We start from the raw sequence: 20167 nt of genomic DNA on the forward strand, positions 1-20167 counted from the left end.
TTCTTACAGCCGGACCCGTCCAGAGCGCGGGGCGTGTCGCGTCTTGTCCCAGCGGTGGGGCGCGGTGACGAATTGACCGAGCGCCTTGGCCGCCGCCACGCTCTGCAGCAGCCAATAGAGGGGCATGCCAAGCAGGTGCAGGGTCTTGGGGCGGCCGCCCGCGCGCATCACGCCGCGCGCGCCGGCTATGGCCGCCGAGCCCCAGCCAAGGACGTAAAGCGCAAGATCGGCGATGGGGATGTCGAACCGGGAGTCCGGCCAGTAGTCGATCGCCGCCGCCGCGATCGCGACGGTCATGACCGGCCCATGCAGGTGCGAGGACGCCACCGACTGGGCCAGGGTCAAGGCCAGGGCCATCGCGTGGCGCGCCTGCCGGACCACCTGACCGCGCGAATGGACCGCGAGCGTCTGCATGTGCCCCTTGATCCACCGCGCGCGCTGCGGGAGCCACTGTCGCAAGGTGGTCGGCGCGGTCTCCCACGTCGGCTTGCCGAGGACGTCCAACGCATAGCCCGCCGCAGCCAGCCGGAAGCCGATGTCCGCATCCTCGGTGACATTGTAGGCGTCCCAGGCGCCGATCTCCCGCAAGGCCGAGACCTTGAAATGATTGCTGGTCCCGCCCAGCGGGAAGGTCAGTCCCCATTTGGCCAGGGCCGGCAGCAGCACTTCGAAGTGGGCGGCGTACTCCAGGCGAAACTGGGACGGCAGGAAAAGCGAAAAACCTGGGTCCTCGATCCGCAGCGGCGCCTGCAGGCAGGCCACGCGCGGATCGCAGGCCGCGAAGCGCGCGGCCGCCTCGCGCAGTTGCCCTGGGTCGGGCATGTCCTCGGCGTCGTAGATCACCAGGAGCTCGCCCCGCGCCCTCGCCAGGGCGTGGTTGCAGGCCCGCGGCTTGGTCTTGGGCGCGCCGGGCGGGACGACCAGCACCTGAACGAAGGCCGGGAGGTCCAGGGTCCGGGCGGCCGCCAGGGTCTGAGCGTCGTCGGCCTCCAGCACGATCAGGGCCTGCAGCCGATCGCGCGGATAGTCGATCGCGATCAGGTTCTGCAGCAGTTCGCCGATCACCTCGGCCTCGCGATAGAGCGGCGCGATGATCGTGTACGCGGGCAGGGCTTCGTCGGCCAAGGGCGGCGGCGGGCTCTTCGCCAGGGGCGTGCAGGCGGCGGCCAGCCGCGTCATCGCGCCCAGCAGAAAGACCGCGAAGAACAGGTGATGCACGCCGGCCAGGCCGATCTTGGGCGACAGGGCGAGGCCGATTGCGACGGCCAGGCCCACAAGGCCTATAAGGGCGGCCTGGCCTGGCGACAGGGTGAGGTGCGCGCCGTCGCGCGGGGACGGCGAGGCCTGCTCTTGCGCGGGGATCGGTTGATCGCGCCCCGCCTCGCTCGTGAAAGTCTGAAATCCAGGCGCAAGTCCGCCCACCGGCGCAAGCACCGGGTCCAACCGTCCTTCTTCACGCGCCATGCTCGCCCCAAGACGCCAGATCGCCTCAACGCCGTGGATAACGCGAGCTCAACTAAAGGTTAGTCAAATGAAAAAATGCACGTTCTAGGCGGTGTCCTTGCGCGCGCGAGGCGAGCTGGCCGTAAAATGCGCTCGTCGCGCACGTTCTTGCGACGCGTGGGTGATTCCCGTTTAGTGTCGGACGGGGGAAATCCAGGGGAAGCCAGTTCCGTGACGGTCGTTCTGAAGAAGCCTCAAAAGTCCGCTCGAAAGCCCAAGGGCGACGGGCACTTGCGCCGGGGCGAGATCCTCGAGGCGGCCGAGAAGATCTTCATCGCCGAAGGCTATTCGGGCGCCACGATCCGCAAGATCGCCGACGCGGTCGGCGTGTCGTCGACGGCGCTCTATATGCACTTCCGCGACAAGGACCAGATCCTGATGGAGATCAGCAACGACGCGATCGAGCGTCTGCTGGCTCTGAACACCCAGATCGCCGCCCAGCCGGTCGACCCGGTGGCCCGGGTGCGCCTGATGCTGGAGGCGTACATGACGTTCGCCCTCGACAATCCCAACACCTACCAGCTGGTGTTCTGCAGCACCGGCGATCACATCTCGCAGGACAAGATCTCGGACCTCCTGTCGCTGGGCGACCGCTGCTTCGAGAAGTTCAGCGAACCGGTGCACCAGATCGCCGCGCAAGGGCGGCTGCGCTCGGGCTCGGCGGTCGAGGCGGCCGAGGTGCTGTGGGCCGGCTGCCATGGCCTGGTGTCGCTGCTGATCACCAAGCCCTCGCGCGGCTGGTCGTCGTCCGAGGGGCTGATGAAGGTGATGCTGGACGGGCTGCTGCACGGCCTGGTCACGGACTGATTTCATGCGCGCCGCCAAGGCCTTGTGCGCCCTCGTGGCGGCGCTGGCGCTCGCCCCCGGCTTGGCCTGCGCGGCGCCGCGCGTGATGTCGCTCGACTCCTGCGCCGACCAGTACGTGCTGGCCCTGGCCCCGAGGGAGAGCATCGTCGGCCTGTCGTATCGCGCCGTCTCCAGGGACAGCTACATGCGCAACGCCGCCGCCGGGCTGCCGCTGCGGCGAGCGACCTTCGAGAGCCTGGTCGCCGCGCGTCCCGACGTGGTGGTGCGACTGTGGGGCGGTGATGCGCGCCTCTCCAAGGCGCTGGAGAAAAAGGGCGTCGCCACCGTAACGCTCGACGATGCGGCCGACTTCGACGGCGTCCGCGCCAATGTCCGCAAGGTCGCCGCGGCGTTGGACCGCCGGGCCGAGGGCGAGGGGATCATCGCGCGGATGGACGCGGAGCTCGCCAGGGCGGCGGGAGCGGGGAAGGGGCGTCCGGCGCTCTATCTGACGCCGGGAGGCTTCACCGCCGGCTCGGGAACGCTGGTCGACGCCACGCTGAAGGCCGCCGGCTACGCCAACGCCTCCAAGGCGCCGTACTTCTCGCCCGTGTCGCTCGAGGGACTGGTTATGACGCCGCCGGCGGCGGTGGTGCTCGGCCTTTTCGACATGGCGCGGGCGGGCGCAGACCGCTGGGGGCCCGGACGCCACGCGGCTCTCCAGCACGTGGTCGCCACACGCACGACCGCATCCCTGCCGGCTTCGGTCGTCGGCTGCCCCGGCTGGTTCGCGGCGGACGGCGCCCGGATGCTGGCGGAGGCGGCGCGATGAGCCTGGTCCGACTCTGTCTCTTGATGCTGCTGGTCCTGGCGCTGGCCGCGATCGCCGCCGTCGCACTGGGCGAAACGCCGCTGAGCTGGAGCCAGTACGCCCAGGCCCTGACAAGGCCCGGCTCGCCGCCCGGCGAGGTGCTGTGGACCATCCGGGCCCCGCGCGTCGCCGTCGCGGCCCTGGTCGGCGCGGCCCTGGGCCTGGCCGGCGCGACCATGCAGGGCCTATTGCGCAATCCGCTGGCCGATCCGGGCGTGCTGGGCGTGTCGGCGGTCTCCGGACTGGGCGCGGCGCTCGCCATATCGGCGGGGCTCGCCGTCGTTCCTGGCGCCATCGAGCTGTCGGCGCTGGTCGGGGCGTTGGCGGCCGGTGCCGCCGTCGTGGCGCTCGCCGCGCGGTTCCGCGAGCCCGAGGCGCTGATCCTGTTCGGCGTGGCGCTTTCGGCCTTCGGCGGGGCGCTGACCGCGCTCGTCTTCAACCTGTCGCCGTCGCCGGTGGCCACGGCCGAGATCCTGGCCTGGCTGATGGGCTCGGTGCAGAACCGCGACGCCCTGGACGCTTTGCGCGCCCTGGTCCCGATGGCGATCGGCGCGATGCTGTGCCTGCGCGCCGGCGACGGCTTGCGGATGCTGACCCTGGGGGAGGAGGCTGCGCGGATGTCGGCCCTGCCGATGGCGCGCCTGCGGATCTACGCGGTCGCCGGGGCGGCCCTGCTGACCGGCGCGGCGGTGGCGGCGGCGGGCGTGATCGGCTTTGTCGGCCTGGCGGCGCCGCACCTGGTGCGGGCTCTGGTGCGCGACGATCCCAAGAGGATCCTTTGGCCGTCGGCGTTGGCGGGGGCCTTGCTGCTGGTCCTGGCGGACCTCGCCGCCCGGCTGATCCCCACCGAGCAGGAACTGAAGCTGGGTGTCGTCACGGCCCTGTTCGGCGCGCCGGCCTTCGCCCTGCTGGCCTGGCGCGCCACCCGGAGCTGGCGGTCATGAGCGCGGTCTGGACACTGGACGCCGTCACCGCGCGTCAGGGACGAAAGACCGTGCTGGAGGCCGCGAGCCTGAGCATCGCAGCGGGCGAGGTGGTCGGCGTCGTGGGTCCGAACGGCGCGGGCAAGACCAGTCTTCTGGGCGCGGGTCTTGGTCTGCTGCCCCTGGCGAGCGGCCAGGCGCAGTTGTCGGGCAGGGCGGTGGCCGCGCTGAAGCCAGACGAGCGGGCGCGGCTGGTCGGCTACCTGCCGCAGGAGCGCCGGGCGGCCTGGAACCTGCCGGCTCGCATGATCGCGGCGCTTGGGGCGAGCGATCTGCCGGAGCCTGAGGCCGACGCCTTGGCCCAGGCCTGCCTGACCCGGGTCGGCGCCGGTGATCTGGCCGACCGGGGCGTGCTCGACATGTCCGGCGGCGAGCGGGCGCGGGTGCTGCTGGCGCGCCTGCTGGCGACCCGCGCGCCGCTGCTGGTGGCCGACGAGCCCGTGGCCGGCCTGGATCCTGACGCCCAGCTTTTGACCCTGGATCTGCTGCGCGCCGAGGCGGCGGGTGGGGCTGCGGTGGTGGTGACGCTGCACGACCTGGGCCTCGCGGCGCGGGCCTGCGATCGGGTGGTTGTGATCTCGGGCGGGCGCATCGTCGCCGAAGGACCGCCGCGTCAGGCGCTGTCGCGGGAGGTGCTGGCGACCGTGTTCGGCCTCGCCGGCGAACTGGTCGATACGCCTGCAGGCTTGATGCTGGCGGCGAGACGGTTCTAGGGCTGCGCCGCCACCGTGTCGGCTGACGCCACCGAGGCGCTGTAGCTATAGCCGCCGCGCTTCAGGTCGCTGGACAGCGTCAGCGGCGTGACGCCGCCGTTCAGCCGCGCACGATAGACCATGGTCGTCTCCAGGGTGCGCATCACGTAGTTGCGGGTCTCGGAGAACGGGATGCACTCGATGAAGTCGAGCGGGTCGGTGGTCGCGCCGCGCGGGTCGCCGCACTGGCTGACCCAGCGGGCGGGGCGGCCGGGGCCGGCGTTGTAGGCGGCCGCGGCCATGATGTACGAGCCGCTGAAGTTGTTGACCATCTGGCCCAGGTACACCGAGCCCAGGCGCATGTTGTAGGACGCGTCCGACAGGCGATCGACCGAGTGGTCCTCGCCCAGCTTGCGGGCCACCAGCGAGGCCGTGGCCGGCATCAGCTGCATCATGCCGCGCGCCCCGACGCCGGAGCGGGCCTCGGGGTCGAAGTTACTTTCCTGGCGCGAGATCGAATAGACGAACGCCGTCTCGACCGCGCCCGCCACCGGCGTGAAGTGGTGGTCCAGCAGCGGATAGCCGCGCTCGGGCAGGATGATGCCGCGCTGGGCGGCGGCGCGGACGGCGCGCATGGCCAGATCCTGGTCGCCATAGCCGCGCGCCATGTCGACCAGCAGGGCCGTCTCCTGGGCGTTCGGCAGGACGTCGTCGATATAGAGCATCAGGCTGCGGAACTGGTCGCGCGCGCCGATGTCGGCCAGGATCCGCGCCGCCCGGACCGTCTCGCGGCTGTAGAAGCGGGCGCGGTCGGCGGCCGTGATCGTGGGATCGCCCTCGAGCCGCAGCTCCCGCAGGCCCGCCTTCTCGGCCGCCAGCTGGCCGTAGAAGGTGGTGATGTAGCGCGAGCCCTCGAAGTAGAAGGCCTGGGCGGCGATCGGGTCGCCTTGCGCCTCGGCGGCGCGGCCTTGCCAGTAGAGGGCGCGGCCCTTCGTGATCGGCGAGGCGCCGACGGCGGCGATCTGGGCAAAGTGGGCGGCCGCCGCGTCGGGATTGCGCAGGCGCGAGAGGGCGATCCAGCCGGCGAAGAACTCCGACTCGGCGATCTCGGTCGGCGTCAGGGCGCGGGTGTTGCTGGCGGCGGCGTAGGCGCCGAGGTTGTCGCCGGCCTGGAGCGCGGCCACGACCAGCTGCTTGCGCTCCTTCCAGATGGTGGTCGAGGCTTCCTCGGTCGGCGGGGCCGGGAAGTTGGCCACCATCGGCAGGGCCAGGGTCTCCATGCCCTTGCGGCGCAGATAGGCGGCGCGCTCGAAGACGACTCCGGGCGCCTCCTGCAGGTCGGGCGTCAGGCCGTTGTAAAGGTCATTGGCGTTGGCCGCGTTCTGCCGATAGGCCATGCGCGTGCGCGCCGCCGCCTGTTGGGTGTCGGAGAGCATGGCGACGATGTCGCGCGCGGCGGGGCCTTGCTGGCCGTAGAGAAGGATGTCGGCGCGGCGGACATAGTCGTCCGGCGTCAGCATGGCGCCGAAGCGAGCGATCATCGCGCGCTGGGCGTCGGCTTCGAACACCTTGTCGCGGAAGGTGCGGCGGATCAGGTCCGTCGCCTCCTGCTGGCGGCCGGTGGCCTGGAGGGCGGAGGCCAGGGTCATGGCGCCCTCGGCCGTGATGGGCTGCGCGCCGCCGAACCAGGCGACGATGCGAGCTGGATCGAGGCCCGAGGTGGCGAGCGCCTTTTCAGTGGCGGTGTCGCGCCGCGCGCCGCGGGGCCAGCCGGCCAGTTCGCGGCGGGCCGAGTCGAGGTCGTAGAAGCCCAGCGCCTCGGCGTTGCTGTCGACCAGCGCCCACAGGGCGATCTTGCGGGCGACGGGATCGTTCAGGCCGGCCATGGCCGCGCGCGCGCCGGAGACGTCGCCGCGCTTGGCGGCGGCCAGCGCGGCGCGAAGCGTCGATGCGTCGGTGTCCGACACCGAGGCCGCGCCGGCGCTGATCGACGAGCTGACGAGGTCGGGCGCGGCGGTCTGGGCGTCGGCCACCCCGCACACGGCGACGATGCAGGCTCCCCCGAGCATGATGCGGCGCAGAACTGAAGCCAAAACGCACTCCTAAGCCAGGCCCTGATCCAGAGCCTTCGAGCCCTTCGCCGGCCGCTAAGCGCCAGTGAAAGAGCCGTCCTCGAATCGTAAATCAGGGTCTGAAACCATATCAGGCCGGATTATGTTTAAACGAGGGTTGGCGGGACTTGACCCGAGAGCCTCATCCTATCAAACCGCTCCAGCCTTGACGCCCCGGTTGCGGGACGGCGAGGCAGCGACATATTGTCCGCCACCCTCGTCCTGCCGCAACCGACGCGGCGCCATCCTCACGGCAATTTGCAAGTCATGGTCCATTCCCCGTTCAAGGGCGTCATTCCGGCCCTCGTCACGCCGTTCAAGGACGGGGAGGTCGATGAGAAAGCGTTCGTGGCCCTGGTCGAGCGCCAGATCGCGGGCGGGGTCCACGGCCTGGTGCCGGTCGGCACCACGGGCGAGACCTCGACCCTGTCGCACAAGGAGCACCGCCGCGTCGTCGAGCTGTGCGTGAAGACCGCCGCCGGCCGGGTGCCGGTGATCGCCGGCGCCGGCAGCAATTCGACCGACGAAGCCATCGAACTGGCCCAGCACGCCAAGGCGATCGGGGCGGACGCCTGCCTGGTGGTGACCCCGTACTACAATCGTCCGAGCCAGGAAGGCCTCTATCGCCACTACGAGGCGCTCAACAACGCCGTGCAGCTGCCGATCTTCGTCTACAACGTGCCGGGCCGCACGGGCGTCGACATCAGCAACGAGACGCTGGAGCGCCTGTCGAAGCTGCCGAACATCGTCGGTATCAAGGACGCCACCGGCGACCTGACCCGGATCAGCTTCCAGCGCCTGATGTGCGGCGAGGACTGGGTCATGCTGTCGGGCGATGATCCGACCGCGCTGGGCTACATGGCGCACGGCGGCCACGGCGTGATCTCGGTCACCGCCAATGTCGCGCCGGACGCCTGCGCGGCCTTCATGAACGCCTGCATGCAGGGCCAGTGGGAGACGGGCCTCTACTGGCAGGACCGCCTGGTGCGCCTGCACAAGGCGCTGTTCCTGGATTCCTCGCCGGCCCCGACCAAGTTCGCCCTGTCGCACCTGGGTCTGTGCACGGAAGACGTCCGTCTGCCGATCACGGCCTGCGCCGAGGCTGTGCGTTCGGCGATCCTGGACGCGATGCGCGAGGCTGGTCTCTGAGCATGGTCAAGCCGATCGCGGAAAATCGGCGCGCGCGCTACGACTACTTCATCGAAAAGACGTTCGAGGCGGGCATCATGCTGACCGGCACCGAGGTGAAGAGCCTGCGGACCGGGCGGGCGAACATCGCCGAGTCCTACGCTTCGGTGGAAGGACGCGAGATCGTGCTGATCAACGCCGACATCCCGCCCTACGGCCACGCCAACCGCTTCAACCACGAGCCGCGCCGCCACCGGAAGCTGCTGCTGCATCGCAAGCAGATCGACAAGCTGATTGGCGCGGTGCAGCGCGAAGGCCGCACGCTGATCCCGATCAAGCTCTATTGGAACGACAAGGGGCTGGCCAAGCTCGAGGTGGGCCTGGCCAAGGGCAAGAAGCTGCACGACAAGCGCGAGACCGAGGCCAATCGCGATTGGCAACGCGACAAGGCGCGCCTGATGAAGGGCGATCGCGGCGACTAAGGTCTCGCCCGTGGGCCCGAAAGCGCTGTTCTGCTCAGGCCAGCCCGAACATCATCAGGAACCCCAAGGTCAAGCCCAGGCAAAAGCCAGCGACGCTGGCGAAAAGATACCGGCGGACATCCCCACGGACGTCGGTTCTCGTCTGAGCCATCTGAAGTTTCGCTCCACGCACGCTATCTGGGACGTCACGAATCAATCCCTGATTCAGTCGTAGCGTTAATTGCGCCGGAACAAGGTCGTCGAATCCGCGGCCGCGACAATTGTTCGCGGCTCGCGGGCCGCAAAGGCTGATTTCGCAGCAGCCTTGATCCGGCTGGTGCTGGCGAACACTGACTTACCCGCGGTGATCAAATGATCGCCAAGTCACAAATACTGCGGTTATCTGTCATCCGTTCTCCATGGCCAGCAGGGCGAACGTGGCAAGCCAATGTTCGCCCATATAGTCGCCGGATATATGCGGGATCGCCGCCGCCAGGTGATTCACCGCGGCGTTGATCGCATGAGGTTTCGCGGGGTCGGCTTCAGACATTGCGCCGGCCAGGGTCCGCCAACACCAGGCGCGCGACAGGTTGAGGCCGTCGAGATGGGCGATCTTGCCGTCGGTGCGGTCGCTGACCCGCGCGGGCGTGAACAGCGTCGCCGGCTGCTTGCGGCCAAGGTCGGGCAGGAAGCGCGGAAACCACAGCTCGAAGCTCTCCCGGGGCAGCAGCCGGCGCATGGCTTCGGCCTCGATAAGGGCGGGCGACAGGAAATCGTCGCCGGACGGCTCCCAGGCCTGGCAGGCCGCGTCCTGGCCGTACCAGACGAGCGCGCGGTTGAGCAGCAGCTCGCGCAGGGCCGGGTCCGCGGTCATGTCCGCGTATTCGCTGGCGAGGATCAGCGCGAAGGCGGTGTTGGCGTGGGACCCCGAGCGGATCGGATAGTCCGCCTGCGGAAGGAAGTCTTCGAGACGCCGGGCGAAGGCGGCGGCCAGGGGCGCATGGATGCTCGCCCACGGCCGCTCGTGGCGCAGCAGCTCGGCCTGTAGCATCAGGCTCCACGCCCAGCCGTAAGGGCGTTCGAAGGTGCGGCTCTCGGGGCGGTCCAGATAGGCCGTCTCGCCGGCGACCTTCCGCGCCGTGAAGCTGTCGTCGAACAGCGCGGCGATGGCCGGCGCCTCCGGCATGTCGGGGCGCAGTCGCAGCAGGGTCGCCAGCAGCCAGTAGCCGTGCACGCAGGAGTGCCAGTCGAAGCTTCCGAAGAAGATCGGATGCAGGTCCCGCGGCGAGCGCAGGTGTTCCGGGCCGGCGACGACGTGGTCGGGATGGTTCGGATACTCGCGGGTCAGGTGCCCCAGCGCGATCCTCGCAAATCGTGAAGCGGTCGAACGAGCCAGAGTCATGACAGGCGGGCGAGGGCGATCATCGGGCTCATCAACGTCAGGCGGAGGCGGCGCGCAAGTCCCGGCCGCCTCTTGACGCGTCGGCGCCCTGGCGCGAGGCTCAACTCAACAATGATAACTTACGGGAGGCTCCCATGGCCGACGGCTCTCTGCCGATTACATCCCTGAAGGGCAAGGTCAGCGACGCCGAGTGGCAGGCGCGCGTGGACCTGGCGGCGCTTTACCGCCTAGTGGCCCTGCACGGGTGGGACGACATGATCTTCACCCACATCTCGGCCCGCATCCCGGGACCCGAGCACCACTTCCTGATCAATCCCTACGGCATGTTCTTCGGCGAGATGACCGCCTCGTGCTTGGTGAAGGTCGATCTGGACGGCAATGTCGTCGACAAGACGCCGTACTTCATCAATCCCGCGGGCTTCACGATCCACTCGGCGGTGCACGCCGCGCGCGAGGACGCCCATTTCGTGATGCACCTGCATTCGGACCAGGGCGTCGCGGTCTCCGCGCATCGCGAAGGCCTGCTTCCGCTGACGCAGCACGCGCTAATCGTCTTGCCTCAACTCGCCTATCACGATTATGAAGGTATTGCGCTCAACTTGGGCGAGCGGGAGCGGATCGTGTCCGACCTCGGCGACAAGAAGCTGATGATGCTGCGCAACCACGGCACCCTGTCCGTGGGCGGCAGCGCGGCTGAGTGCTGGTTGGGAATGTTCTTCCTGGAGCGAGCGTGCGCGCAGCAGGTGATGGCTCTTTCGGTCGGACGCGACAACGTCCTGCTCGCGCCGGAGACGGCGCAGGACGAGGTGCGTCGCCAGACCGGCATGGGCATGGGGATGATCGGTGGGCTGGCCTGGCCGGGCTGCCTGCGACGGCTGGATCGCGAGCTGCCGGGCTACGCGGAGTAGACACGTCTTCACGCGCGACCAAGGCCGCCGTGAGCCTGGCGCTCGCGGCGGCTTTTTCGTGGGCGAGCGCCGGCGCCGCGCTGGCCGGGGCCTGGCCGATGGAGCCTGGGCGCGGCCAGGCGATCCTGAAGTACGAGCGCGCCACCGCCCATGAGGGTTACGACCCCGGCGCTGACCTCGTCGCGATCGATCCCCGGCGCGACGAGACCCTGTCGGTGTTCGTGGAGCAGGGCCTGACGCCGCGTCTCACCCTGCAGGGCAAGCTCGGCGTCACCCGCGGTCACGATCGATGGGTGTCGTACTCCGGGCGGGGACCGATCGAGGCCGGGTTTCGCTGGACCGCCGTGCGTGACAGCCGCTCAGCCCTTGCTGTCTATGTTGGCGTCGGCGAACCGGGCGTGGGCCGTAACGCCGGTTACGCCGCGCCTGGCAAGGGTAGCCTGGACCTCGAGGCGCGCGTTCTCTACGGCCGTTCGGCGACCTGGCGGGGGCGCGAAGTCTTCATCGATCTGGAGGCCGCACGCCTCAGGCGCCGGGGTCTGGCGGACGAGACCCGGATCGACGCGACGCTCGGCTTCCGGCCGGTGAAATCCTGGCTGCTGCTGGCCCAGACCTATGCCGGCGAGGCCGATCGCGCGCCCGTCCATGCGCGCTGGGTCAAGAGCGAGGTCTCCGTGGTGCGCGCGTTCGACGCCTGGAGCGTCCAGGCCGGCTGGCGCGATACGATCTCGGGGCGGGAGACCGCCCGCGACCGCGGACCCGTCCTCGCCGTGTGGCGCCGCTTCTAGCCATATTTCAGCGCTGCAACAGTCCGTCATCCGCCTGTCACTGGACGCCGCTTTAGGCTGCGGTCATATCTCGCCGCACCTATAACTCCGCCGTTCTCGGCGCCCGGAGCCGTTCGTTGATCCGCAGGCACTTCTTCCTCGTCGTGGCCCTGGTCGCCGTTGTCCTGATGCTGGCCGTCGGTGGCGTGAAGCTCGCCCTGGGCTCCAAGGAGAAGCAGGGCGCGGGCGGCGGCGGACGCGCCACGAGCGTGACGCAGACGGTCGTGGGGCAGCGTCCGTTCACGGATCGCATCGAGGTGCTGGGCGCCGCCAAGGGCCGGCAATCGGTCACCATCACGTCCAACACCGCGGAACTGATCACTGCCGTGCACTTCACGGACGGCCAGGCGGTGTCGCGCGGCCAGGTGCTGGTCGAGCTGAAGGCCGACCAGGAGGACGCGGGAATCGCCGAGGCGCGCGCCAACCTGGCCCAGGCCGAGCGCAACTATCAGCGCTGGAAGACCCTGGCCGACAAGGGCATCGCCCCGCGCGCCACGGCCGAGCAGTATCTGGCCTCGCTGGAGACCGCCCGCGCCGCCGTGGGCTCGGCCCAGGCCCAGAAGCTGGATCGCGTGATTCGCGCCCCATTCTCGGGCCGCGTCGGCATTTCGGACATCGCGCCGGGCGCGCTGATCAGTCCGGGTACGGCGATCGTCAGCCTGGACGACGTTTCGGTCATTCGCGTCGACTTCTCGGTTCCGGATCGCTACCTGCAGACCCTGCGCGTCGGCCTGCCGATCACCGCGCGGCCCGACGCTTTGGCCGGCGAGGTCTTCCAGGGGCGCATCGCCCAGATCGACACCCGCATCGACCCGGCCACCCGCGCCATCAAGGCGCGCGCCGAGTTCCCGAACGCCAACGGCCGGCTGCTGCCGGGCATGCTGGTCAAGGTGGCGATCGACCAGGGCGTGCGCACCGCCGTCGCCGTGCCCGAAGCCGCCGTGCAGTTCGAAGGAACCCAGGCCTCGGTCTATCGCATCGCCAAGGGCCCCAAGGGCATGGTCGCCCGCCGCACCGACGTCGACACCGGCATCATCCAGGACGGGTTCGTCGAGATTCGCGCGGGCCTGAAGGCCGGCGACAAGATCGTCGGCGATGGCCTGAACCGCGTCCAGGACGGCGCGGCGATCGGTGGCGGCAAGAAGCCCGGCGGCGCCGACAAGGGCGGCGAGAACAAGGGCGGCGCTGACCGCAAGGCCGGCTGATGCTGTCCGACCTTTCCGTCCGTCGTCCCGTCTTCGCCGCCGTCGCGGCGATCATCCTCTGCGTCATCGGCCTGGCGGCTTACAGTTCGCTGCCGATCCGCGAGCTGCCCAGCGTCGATCCGCCCGTGGTCTCGATCTCGACCAGCTATCGCGGCGCGTCGGCCGAGGTCATCGAAGAGCGGATCACCCAGGTGGTCGAGCGCCAGGTGGCCGGCATCCAGGGCATCGACCGAGTCAACAGCTCGTCGCGCGACGGGCGGTCGAACATCACGATCACCTTCAACCTCGACCGCGACCTCGACGCGGCCGCCAACGACGTGCGCGACGCCGTCAGCCGGGTGGCCGCCAACCTGCCGGACCAGGCCGACCCGCCCCAGATCGCCAAGGCCAACGCCGACTCCGCGCCGATCATCATCCTCAATCTGACCTCGACCACCCTGGATCCGCTCCAGCTGGCCGACTACGCCGACCGCTATCTGGTCGAGCGGATGTCGACGATCGACGGCGTGGCCCAGGCCAATCTGTTCGGGGCCAAGATCTATGCGATGCGGATCTGGCTGGACGCCAACGAGATGGCCGCCCGCGGCGTCACGGTGGACGATGTCGAAAGCGCTCTGAACAGCCAGAACCTGGAGCTGCCCGCCGGTTCGCTGGAAAGTACGTCCAAGGACTTCACCATCCGGGTGGCGCGGACCTACGCCAAGCCCGAGGACTTCGCGCGCCTGCCGCTGAGAGCCGCCAATTCCAGCGGCTACGTGGTCCGCCTCGGTGACGTGGCGCGGATCGAGGAGGGGGCCGACGAACGCCGCAAGATGTTCCGCGGTAATGGGATCGACCAGGTCGGCATCGGCCTGACCCGCCAGTCGCAGGCCAATGACGTCGCCATCTCCAAGGCCGTCCGCAAGGAGGTCGAGGCGATCAACCAGACCCTGCCGCCCGGCACCAAGATGGTGGTGGCCGTGGACAACTCGGTGTTCACCGCCGAGGCCATCCACGAGGTCTGGATCACCATGGGCCTGTCGATCGGCCTGGTGGTGCTGGTCAACCTGATCTTCCTGGGCAGCTGGCGCTCGGCGCTGATCCCGTCGATCGTCGCGCCGATCTGCATCCTGTCGACGTTCATCATCCTGGCGCCGCTGGGCTTCTCGCTGAACCTCCTGACCCTGCTGGCCCTGGTGCTGGCCGTCGGCCTCGTCGTCGACGACGCCATCGTGGTGGTCGAGAACATCCAGCGCCGCGTCGACGACGGCGAGCCGGCCCTGGTGGCCGCCGAACGCGGCACGCGGCAGGTGTTCTTCGCCGTCGTGGCGACGACCATCGTGCTGGTGTCGGTGTTCGCGCCGCTGATGTTCCTGCCGGGCTATATCGGCCGCCTGTTCGTCGAGCTCGCCGTCGCCATCGCCGCGGCCGTAGGCTTCTCGGCCCTGCTGGCGCTGTCGCTGTCGCCGATGATGGCCTCCAAGCTGCTCAAGCCCGCGCACGGCGAGGGCTGGCTGGCGCGCCGCGTCGATCGGGCGATGGACGCGCTGAAGAACTCCTACCGCGCCTCGCTCGAGGGGATCCTGGGCGGCTGGTCGGCGGCGCTGGCGGGCGTTCTGGTGGTCGTGCTGGCGGGCTTCGCGGCCCTGCTGTTCGTGGCCCTGCCCAAGGAGCTCGTGCCACCCGAAGACCGTGGCCGCGTCGACGTCTCGATCTCCGGGCCCGAGGGGGCTGGCTACGACTATACCTCGGCGATCGGCCTGAAGATCGAGAAGATGCTGGCCAAGTACCGCGAGGATGGCGTCGCCGAACGCACGATCCTGACCATCCCGCGTTTTGGCGGCAACTCGTTCAACAGCGGCAACGCCGTGGTCGCGCTCAAGCCCTGGGGCGAGCGCAAGAAGACCGCCGACCAGGTCGCCGCCGAGCTGAACAAGGACCTTGGCAAGATCACCAGCGTCCGGGCCGTGGCCAGCGTGCGCGGTCCGTTCCAGCGGGGCGGCGGTGGCGGCGGGGGCGGCGGCACCAACGTCGACCTGATCGCCGTCGGCAACGACTATGTCCAGCTGGCCGAATGGCTGAAGCCCATGCTGGCCGCGGCCCAGGACAACCCGGGCATGGCTCGCCCGCGGCTTGACTACGAGCCGACCGCGCCGCGGCTTTCCGTGCAGATCGACTTCGACAAGGCCGCCAGCCTGGGCGTCTCGGCCCAGTCCATCGGCCGGGCCCTGGAGACGATGTTCGGCTCGCGCAAGGCGACGACCTACATCAAGAACGGCCAGGAATACGACGTCATCCTGCAGACCAATCTCGACCAGCGCCGCAGCATCGAGGACCTGAACCGGCTGAACGTCCGGGCCAGCTCCGGCGCGCTGGTGCCGCTCTCGACGGTCGTCTCGACGCAGCTGCGGGGCGATACGCCCGACCGCCCGCGCGTCGACCGCCTTCGTTCGGTGACCCTGACCACCCAGCTGAACCCCGGCTACACGGTCGAGGACGCGGTGAGCTTCTTCCAGGCCCAGGCCAACGAGCGCCCTGTGCCTGGCGTCAGCATCAAGTGGGGCGGCCAGGCCAAGGACTATCTGGAAGGCTCCGGCGGCATCGCCGTCGCCTTCGGCCTGGCGCTGCTCCTGGTGTTCCTGGTGCTGGCGGCGCAGTTCGAAAGCTGGATCCACCCGGCCGTGATCATGCTGACCGTGCCCCTGGCGGCGCTGGGGGGCTTGTTCGGCCTGCTGATCATGGGTTCGACCATCAACACCTACAGCCAGATCGGCCTGATCATCCTGATCGGCATCGCGACCAAGAACGGCATTCTGATCGTCGAGTTCGCCAACCAGCTGCGCGACGAGGGGCTGACAGTGCGCGAGGCCGTGATCGAGGCCGCCGCCCTGCGCCTGCGCCCGATCATCATGACCTCGATCGCCTCGGCCATGGGCGCCCTGCCGCTGATGCTGTGGGCGGGCGCGGGGGCGGGCAGCCGCCAGACGATCGGGGCGGTGATCTTCACCGGCGCGATCTTCGCCACCCTGCTGACCCTGTTCATCGTGCCGATCTTCTACGACCTTCTGGCGCGCTTCACGAAGTCGCCGGAATGGACCGCCCGCCAGATCGAGGACTACGAGGCCCGCGAGAAGGCCGGCGACGGCGAGGTCAAGCCAGCCTGATAGCCGACGCGCTCCGGCAAGAGGCCGGAGCGCGGCCGCCTGTCAGTCGCCGCGCGGCCGGCCGCGTTCGATCTCCAGCACCTCCAGGCGCCAGAAGAGGTCGTCGCGCAGGGTGTAGCGGTGCTTGAGCATCAGGTCGGACCACAGCTTCCCGGCCAGGTTCCAGACCACCTGATTGGCCAGGACCACGATGCGGCCGTCCTCGTCGATCTCGGCCTTGACCGGCGCCATCTCGATCCGCAGGCCCCGATCGTTATAGGCCCAGTAGTCGCGGACCGCCTCGGGGCTGTTGAGGGTGCCGCCGCGCGTGAGATCCGGCCATTCCAGATGCGGGTGCACCAGGCCGCGGAACGTCTGGAAGTCACGCTTCTGGTTGGCGTCGTAGAGACGCTCGATCCGGGCCTGGATCTCGGGCGGGGCCGGTCTCACGACTATGGCGCCGGCTTGTAGCCTGTCTCGACCTTGAGGTAGGCGATCAGGTCGACGCGGTCCTTCGGATCCTTGAGCCCCGCGAAGGTCATCTTCGTGCCCGGCAGGAAGCCGCGCGGGTCGGCCAGCCACTTGTCCAGGTGCTCGGCGTCCCAGGTGAAGCCGGCCGCCTTGACGGCGTCCGAATAGCTGTAGCCCGGCTTGGAGCCCGCCTTGCGGCCGAACACGCCGTAGAGGTTGGGGCCGGTCATGTCCGGGCCGCCTTCGGTGATCGTGTGGCACGAGCGGCAGAGGGCGAACTTGCTCTGGCCGTTGGCCAGATCGCCGGTGTTGTAGGGCGCGGGCAGGGAGGCCAGGGCGGCGGCCTTGTCGGCGTCGGTCGGGGCGGCCGTGGCCGGCGCCGAGGCGGGCGCATCGGCTGGCGCCTCCGACGAGCTGCCGCCATCCTTCGAGCAGGCCGCCGCGGTGACGGCGAGGGCGGCGAAGACGGCCAGTTTCAGCGTGCGCATGAGGGTTCCCGACTGACGTTTCGCCGCGGGTCGTGCGACGCCGCGACGCATTCCAAAACCTTATAAAATCTGGGCCCGGGGCTTGTCACGTAACAAGGGGCTGTCACGGCCAAGCCTGCGACAATTGGCGATATCTATGTGATTCTCTAAGCAAAAAGTGAAATCGCAAATCGTGGGTCTGCACATAACCGTTTGACGCTCGTTAACCATAAATCTTACCCCTTTGTTCACGGAGCGGGCTGGCTCCGAGCAGGGCTGGAACAAGATCATGGACTGGAGCGAAGAACGCACCGCGACCCTCAAGAAGCTTTGGCTGGAGGGGCTCAGCGCGAGCCAGGTCGCAAGGCAGCTGGGCGGCGTCAGCCGCAGCGCAGTGATTGGCAAGGTGCACCGCCTGGGCATCACCGTCCGCGAAACCCCGGTGCGCCAGCGCGCCTCGTCCATCCGCGTTCCGGCCCGCATCGCGACGCGCCAGCGGCCCGCCCGCGAGGCCTCGTCGGCCCAGCGTCCGGCCGTCACCTTCGAGCGCTTCGAGGAGGATCTCCTGCCGACGTCGGGCATCCTGGGCCTGGGGGCCCATTCGTGCCGCTGGCCGATCGGCCATCCCGACAGCGACGACTTCGGCTTCTGCGGCCGCCCCAAGGTCAGCGCGCGAGGCTCCTACTGCGAGCAGCACAGCCAGGGCGCCTTCCGGCGGGTCGGGTCCGGCGAGGCCCTCGAAGCTTGGGCCCTGAAGGGCGTCAACGACAAGCGCGTCCAGCCCCAGGCGGGCTGAGCGCTTAACCCTCATCAAGTCCTATCCCTTCCGCACGATCGCCGAGACAATCCCATGAACATGGTCCTGATCGAGAACGCCGCCGGCAGCAGCCAAGTCATCACCATCATCGAGGAGTTCGCCGGCCACTCGGTGTCTCGCGATCTCAACCCCGGTGATCACGCCGAGGTGCTGGTCAGCCAGTTCAAGTCGATCACGGTGCGCGAGACCTATCCCGACGACTGGCTGACGCGGGGCCGCAATCGCAACCGCAGCGTGAGTGACGCCTAACACAACCGCCGCATTTGGTGTCGTAACTCTCCCATGAGGCGAAATACCTGACCCCGCGGAGCCTTTCGCGGGGTTTTTCGTTCCCGCCATGGCCACGCTGATTGCGTGGTCATTAACCTTGTGACAGACAGGGCGCCGCTTTGTGGGGGGGCGAGCATAGTCATGCTTGAGGGGGACGAGCGCGCGGGCAAGGTCGAAGACCATGCGCTGCCGCTGCCGAGCTATCTGAGCTACCTGCTTTACCAGACCGAGCAGCACCGTCGCGCGGCGACGGCCGATCTGCTGGCGCGCCACGGCCTGACCTTCGCCAAGTGGGTGGCGATGATCTCGCTGCGCCGGTTCGGCGACCTGTCGATGACCCGCCTGGCCAAGCTCGCGGCCACCGACCGCACCACCCTGACGCGGTCGATCGACAACCTGATCACCGACGGCCTGGTGCTGCGCGAGACCTCGGCCGCCGACCGCCGCATCGTGGTGATCCGCCTGACCGAGCCGGGCCGCGCGCTGCTGGCGAAGATCCGCGCCGAGATCCGGCCGCTGAACCACGACATCTGCGCCCGGCTGACGTCCGAGGAGCAGGCCGCCATGACCCGCGCCCTGCAGAAGATGCTGGGCGGACTGATCGCCGAGCCGGACTGGAAGGAGGACGTCATCGCGTTCTCCGCGCCAGTACCCGTGGAACAGGCCTAGTCGTCGAACCGCACCCGGCCGCGCCCCGACTTCACCGTGCCACGCTTGGCCTTGCCCTCCAGGCGTTTGAGCTTGCTGGAGTAGGTCGGCTTGGTCGCCTTGCGGGGCTTGGGCTTTTCGGTGGCGCGGCGGATCAGGTCGACGAGCCGCGCCTGGGCGTCCTGGCGGTTCATCTCCTGCGAGCGCGAGCCCTGGGCGAACAGGATCAAGACGCCGTCCTGGGTCAGGCGGCTGCCGGCCAGTTTTTCCAGCCGCGCCTTGACGTCCTCGGGCAGGGACGGGGAGTTGCGGACATCGAAGCGCAGCTCCAGCGCGGTGGACGTCTTGTTGACGTGCTGGCCGCCCGGTCCTGAGGCGCGCGTCGCTCTCCAGACCAGCTCGTCCTCGTCGATTCGCAGCCAGGAGGTGATGTCGATCGTCATGGGCGTCGCGGAGGCGGGGGCGCCGCGCGCTTGGCCTTGACCACCAACTGGTCAAGCGCCTGCAGGAAGCGCGAGCGGTCGGCGTTGGCGAAGGCGGCGGGGCCCTTGGTGACCTCGCCCATAGAGCGCAGGTGCTCGCCGATCGAGCGCGAGGCCAGGGCCGAGCCGATCATGTCGTGGCTGAAGACCCGCCCGTTCGGCGCCACCGCCGCGCCGCCGGCCTTTAGCACCCGGTCGGCCAGCGGGATGTCGTTGGTCACCACCACGTCGCCGGGCCCGCAACGCTCTGCGATCCAGTCGTCGGCCACGTCCGGGCCGGCGTCGACCACGATCTGCTCGATCACCGGCGTCAGCGGCACGCGGATCCAGCTGTTGGACACCACGAAGGTCTTGAAGCCGTGCCGGGCGGCGACCTTGTAGGCCTCGTCCTTCACGGGGCAGGCGTCGGCGTCGATGAAGAGCGTGGCGGTCATCGCGCGACCCGAGAAAAGAGAGTGGTGCCGGCTGAGGGGATCGAACCCCCGACCTTCGGTTTACAAAACCGCTGCACTACCGCTGTGCTAAGCCGGCATGGGTCGCTGACCCGAGGTCAGGGCTTATGCCGTTTGCCGGCGCGGACGGCAAGATGGGGGCTGGCGAAGATCGGCCACGCCGCGGGCCCTCACCTGACCCCGGAGGGGGTGTGATCTCAATCCTCCCCCTCGCGGGGGAGGTGTCCGCGCAGCGGACGGAGGGGGAAGTCTCACAGACCCCGCCTCTTCCCCCTCCGTCGTCTCTTCGAGCCAACACCTCCCCCGCTAGGGGGAGGATTTTACGAGCGTTCGCGGCGCTGAACGCTCGGCATAGACGGAATCGAATCGAACGATTTCAAGCGCTTGTCACTTTTACACGTCGCTGGATCATCCGCGTTCAATCCCCCGCCATACTTAGAGCTGTCCCCGTCGCGGGGGAGGGCGCTTGGATCCGGCCCAATGCGGCGGCGGGGATAGGCTGAGCGGGGCCGTTTTCGGCTCCCGGCAGGTCCGAAGGTCGTCGCATCCTCAGAAGGGATC

At 69.0% G+C, this 20167-nt stretch carries 20 protein-coding genes and 1 tRNA gene; 13 read left to right on the forward strand and 8 right to left on the reverse strand.

Going from position 1 to position 20167, the window contains the following annotated elements; all coding sequences use genetic code 11:
- Positions 1-3: 3 nt before the first annotated feature.
- Positions 4-1464: a glycosyltransferase gene (locus DI526_RS02095; protein ID WP_304273548.1), complete on the reverse strand. Its 1461-nt coding sequence runs from the start codon at positions 1462-1464 to the stop codon at positions 4-6.
- Between the two features lie 210 nt (positions 1465-1674).
- Between DI526_RS02095 and DI526_RS02100 the strand changes: the two genes are divergently transcribed.
- The 4 genes from DI526_RS02100 to DI526_RS02115 are packed head-to-tail and all read left to right on the forward strand — an operon-like array spanning position 1675 to position 4856.
- Positions 1675-2310: a TetR/AcrR family transcriptional regulator gene (locus tag DI526_RS02100; RefSeq protein WP_304273550.1), complete on the forward strand. Its 636-nt coding sequence runs from the start codon at positions 1675-1677 to the stop codon at positions 2308-2310.
- A gap of 4 nt (positions 2311-2314) precedes the next feature.
- Positions 2315-3121: an ABC transporter substrate-binding protein gene (locus tag DI526_RS02105; RefSeq protein WP_304273552.1), complete on the forward strand. Its 807-nt coding sequence runs from the start codon at positions 2315-2317 to the stop codon at positions 3119-3121.
- Positions 3118-4104, forward strand: coding sequence for an iron ABC transporter permease (locus tag DI526_RS02110; RefSeq protein WP_304273554.1), 987 nt, complete (start codon positions 3118-3120; stop codon positions 4102-4104). Before DI526_RS02105 ends, DI526_RS02110 begins: the two co-directional genes overlap by 4 nt.
- A complete protein-coding gene (locus DI526_RS02115) occupies positions 4101-4856 on the forward strand; it encodes an ABC transporter ATP-binding protein (RefSeq protein ID WP_304273556.1) in 756 nt (251 codons plus the stop codon). The genes DI526_RS02110 and DI526_RS02115 overlap by 4 nt, the downstream gene beginning before the upstream one ends.
- Here DI526_RS02115 and DI526_RS02120 read toward each other — a convergent pair.
- Positions 4853-6928, reverse strand: coding sequence for a lytic transglycosylase domain-containing protein (locus tag DI526_RS02120; RefSeq protein WP_304273558.1), 2076 nt, complete (start codon positions 6926-6928; stop codon positions 4853-4855). The genes DI526_RS02115 and DI526_RS02120 overlap by 4 nt on opposite strands.
- 285 nt (positions 6929-7213) lie before the next feature.
- Here DI526_RS02120 and dapA point away from each other — a divergent pair, with 285 nt between their 5' ends.
- Positions 7214-8095 carry a 4-hydroxy-tetrahydrodipicolinate synthase gene (gene dapA / locus DI526_RS02125; RefSeq protein WP_304273560.1) on the forward strand — a complete coding sequence of 294 codons (882 nt, stop codon included), beginning with the start codon at positions 7214-7216 and terminating at the stop codon, positions 8093-8095.
- Positions 8096-8097: 2 nt separating this feature from the next.
- Positions 8098-8556 (forward strand): SsrA-binding protein SmpB, encoded by a 459-nt coding sequence (gene smpB, locus DI526_RS02130; protein WP_304273562.1) that lies wholly within the window; start codon positions 8098-8100, stop codon positions 8554-8556.
- Between the two features lie 385 nt (positions 8557-8941).
- Here the strand turns inward: smpB and DI526_RS02135 are convergent, their stop codons facing one another.
- Positions 8942-9937, reverse strand: coding sequence for a DUF2891 domain-containing protein (locus DI526_RS02135; protein ID WP_304273564.1), 996 nt, complete (start codon positions 9935-9937; stop codon positions 8942-8944).
- Positions 9938-10071: 134 nt separating this feature from the next.
- Between DI526_RS02135 and DI526_RS02140 the strand changes: the two genes are divergently transcribed.
- From DI526_RS02140 to DI526_RS02155, 4 genes are all read left to right on the forward strand, one after another.
- A complete protein-coding gene (locus DI526_RS02140) occupies positions 10072-10845 on the forward strand; it encodes a class II aldolase/adducin family protein (RefSeq protein ID WP_304273566.1) in 774 nt (257 codons plus the stop codon).
- 98 nt (positions 10846-10943) lie between these two features.
- Positions 10944-11633, forward strand: a complete 690-nt coding sequence (locus DI526_RS02145; RefSeq protein WP_304273586.1) for a hypothetical protein — start codon at positions 10944-10946, stop codon at positions 11631-11633.
- 116 nt (positions 11634-11749) lie between these two features.
- Positions 11750-12877 (forward strand): efflux RND transporter periplasmic adaptor subunit, encoded by a 1128-nt coding sequence (locus DI526_RS02150; RefSeq protein WP_304273568.1) that lies wholly within the window; start codon positions 11750-11752, stop codon positions 12875-12877.
- Entirely contained in the window at positions 12877-16020 is a 3144-nt protein-coding gene (locus DI526_RS02155) for an efflux RND transporter permease subunit (protein WP_304273570.1), read from the forward strand. The genes DI526_RS02150 and DI526_RS02155 overlap by 1 nt, the downstream gene beginning before the upstream one ends.
- A 42-nt stretch (positions 16021-16062) precedes the next feature.
- Here DI526_RS02155 and DI526_RS02160 read toward each other — a convergent pair whose 3' ends face one another.
- Together DI526_RS02160 and DI526_RS02165 are read right to left on the reverse strand one after the other, a co-directional pair.
- A complete protein-coding gene (locus tag DI526_RS02160) occupies positions 16063-16449 on the reverse strand; it encodes a hypothetical protein (protein WP_304273572.1) in 387 nt (128 codons plus the stop codon).
- A gap of 2 nt (positions 16450-16451) precedes the next feature.
- The gene (locus tag DI526_RS02165; RefSeq protein WP_304273574.1) at positions 16452-16958 is read right to left on the reverse strand and encodes a cytochrome c family protein; all 507 of its coding nucleotides are present in this window, start codon (positions 16956-16958) and stop codon (positions 16452-16454) included.
- 268 nt (positions 16959-17226) lie between these two features.
- Here DI526_RS02165 and DI526_RS02170 point away from each other — a divergent pair, with 268 nt between their 5' ends.
- The 3 genes from DI526_RS02170 (at position 17227) to DI526_RS02180 (ending at position 18693) form a co-directional block, all read left to right on the forward strand.
- The gene (locus DI526_RS02170) at positions 17227-17733 is read left to right on the forward strand and encodes a GcrA family cell cycle regulator (RefSeq protein WP_304273576.1); all 507 of its coding nucleotides are present in this window, start codon (positions 17227-17229) and stop codon (positions 17731-17733) included.
- 54 nt (positions 17734-17787) lie between these two features.
- Positions 17788-18003 carry a hypothetical protein gene (locus tag DI526_RS02175; protein ID WP_304273578.1) on the forward strand — a complete coding sequence of 72 codons (216 nt, stop codon included), beginning with the start codon at positions 17788-17790 and terminating at the stop codon, positions 18001-18003.
- 156 nt (positions 18004-18159) lie between these two features.
- Positions 18160-18693, forward strand: coding sequence for a MarR family winged helix-turn-helix transcriptional regulator (locus DI526_RS02180; protein WP_304273588.1), 534 nt, complete (start codon positions 18160-18162; stop codon positions 18691-18693).
- Here the strand turns inward: DI526_RS02180 and arfB are convergent.
- From arfB to DI526_RS02195, 3 genes are all read right to left on the reverse strand, one after another.
- Positions 18690-19115, reverse strand: a complete 426-nt coding sequence (gene arfB / locus DI526_RS02185) for an alternative ribosome rescue aminoacyl-tRNA hydrolase ArfB (RefSeq protein WP_304273580.1) — start codon at positions 19113-19115, stop codon at positions 18690-18692. The two genes, DI526_RS02180 and arfB, sit on opposite strands and share 4 nt — an antisense overlap.
- Positions 19112-19588: a YaiI/YqxD family protein gene (locus DI526_RS02190; protein WP_304273582.1), complete on the reverse strand. Its 477-nt coding sequence runs from the start codon at positions 19586-19588 to the stop codon at positions 19112-19114. Before DI526_RS02190 ends, arfB begins: the two co-directional genes overlap by 4 nt.
- A gap of 22 nt (positions 19589-19610) precedes the next feature.
- Positions 19611-19685 (reverse strand) — tRNA-Thr (locus DI526_RS02195).
- Between the last annotated feature and the right edge of the window lie 482 nt (positions 19686-20167).

Source organism: Caulobacter segnis (assembly GCF_003243465.1).
GTDB classification, from domain to species: Bacteria; Pseudomonadota; Alphaproteobacteria; order Caulobacterales; family Caulobacteraceae; genus Caulobacter; species Caulobacter segnis_A.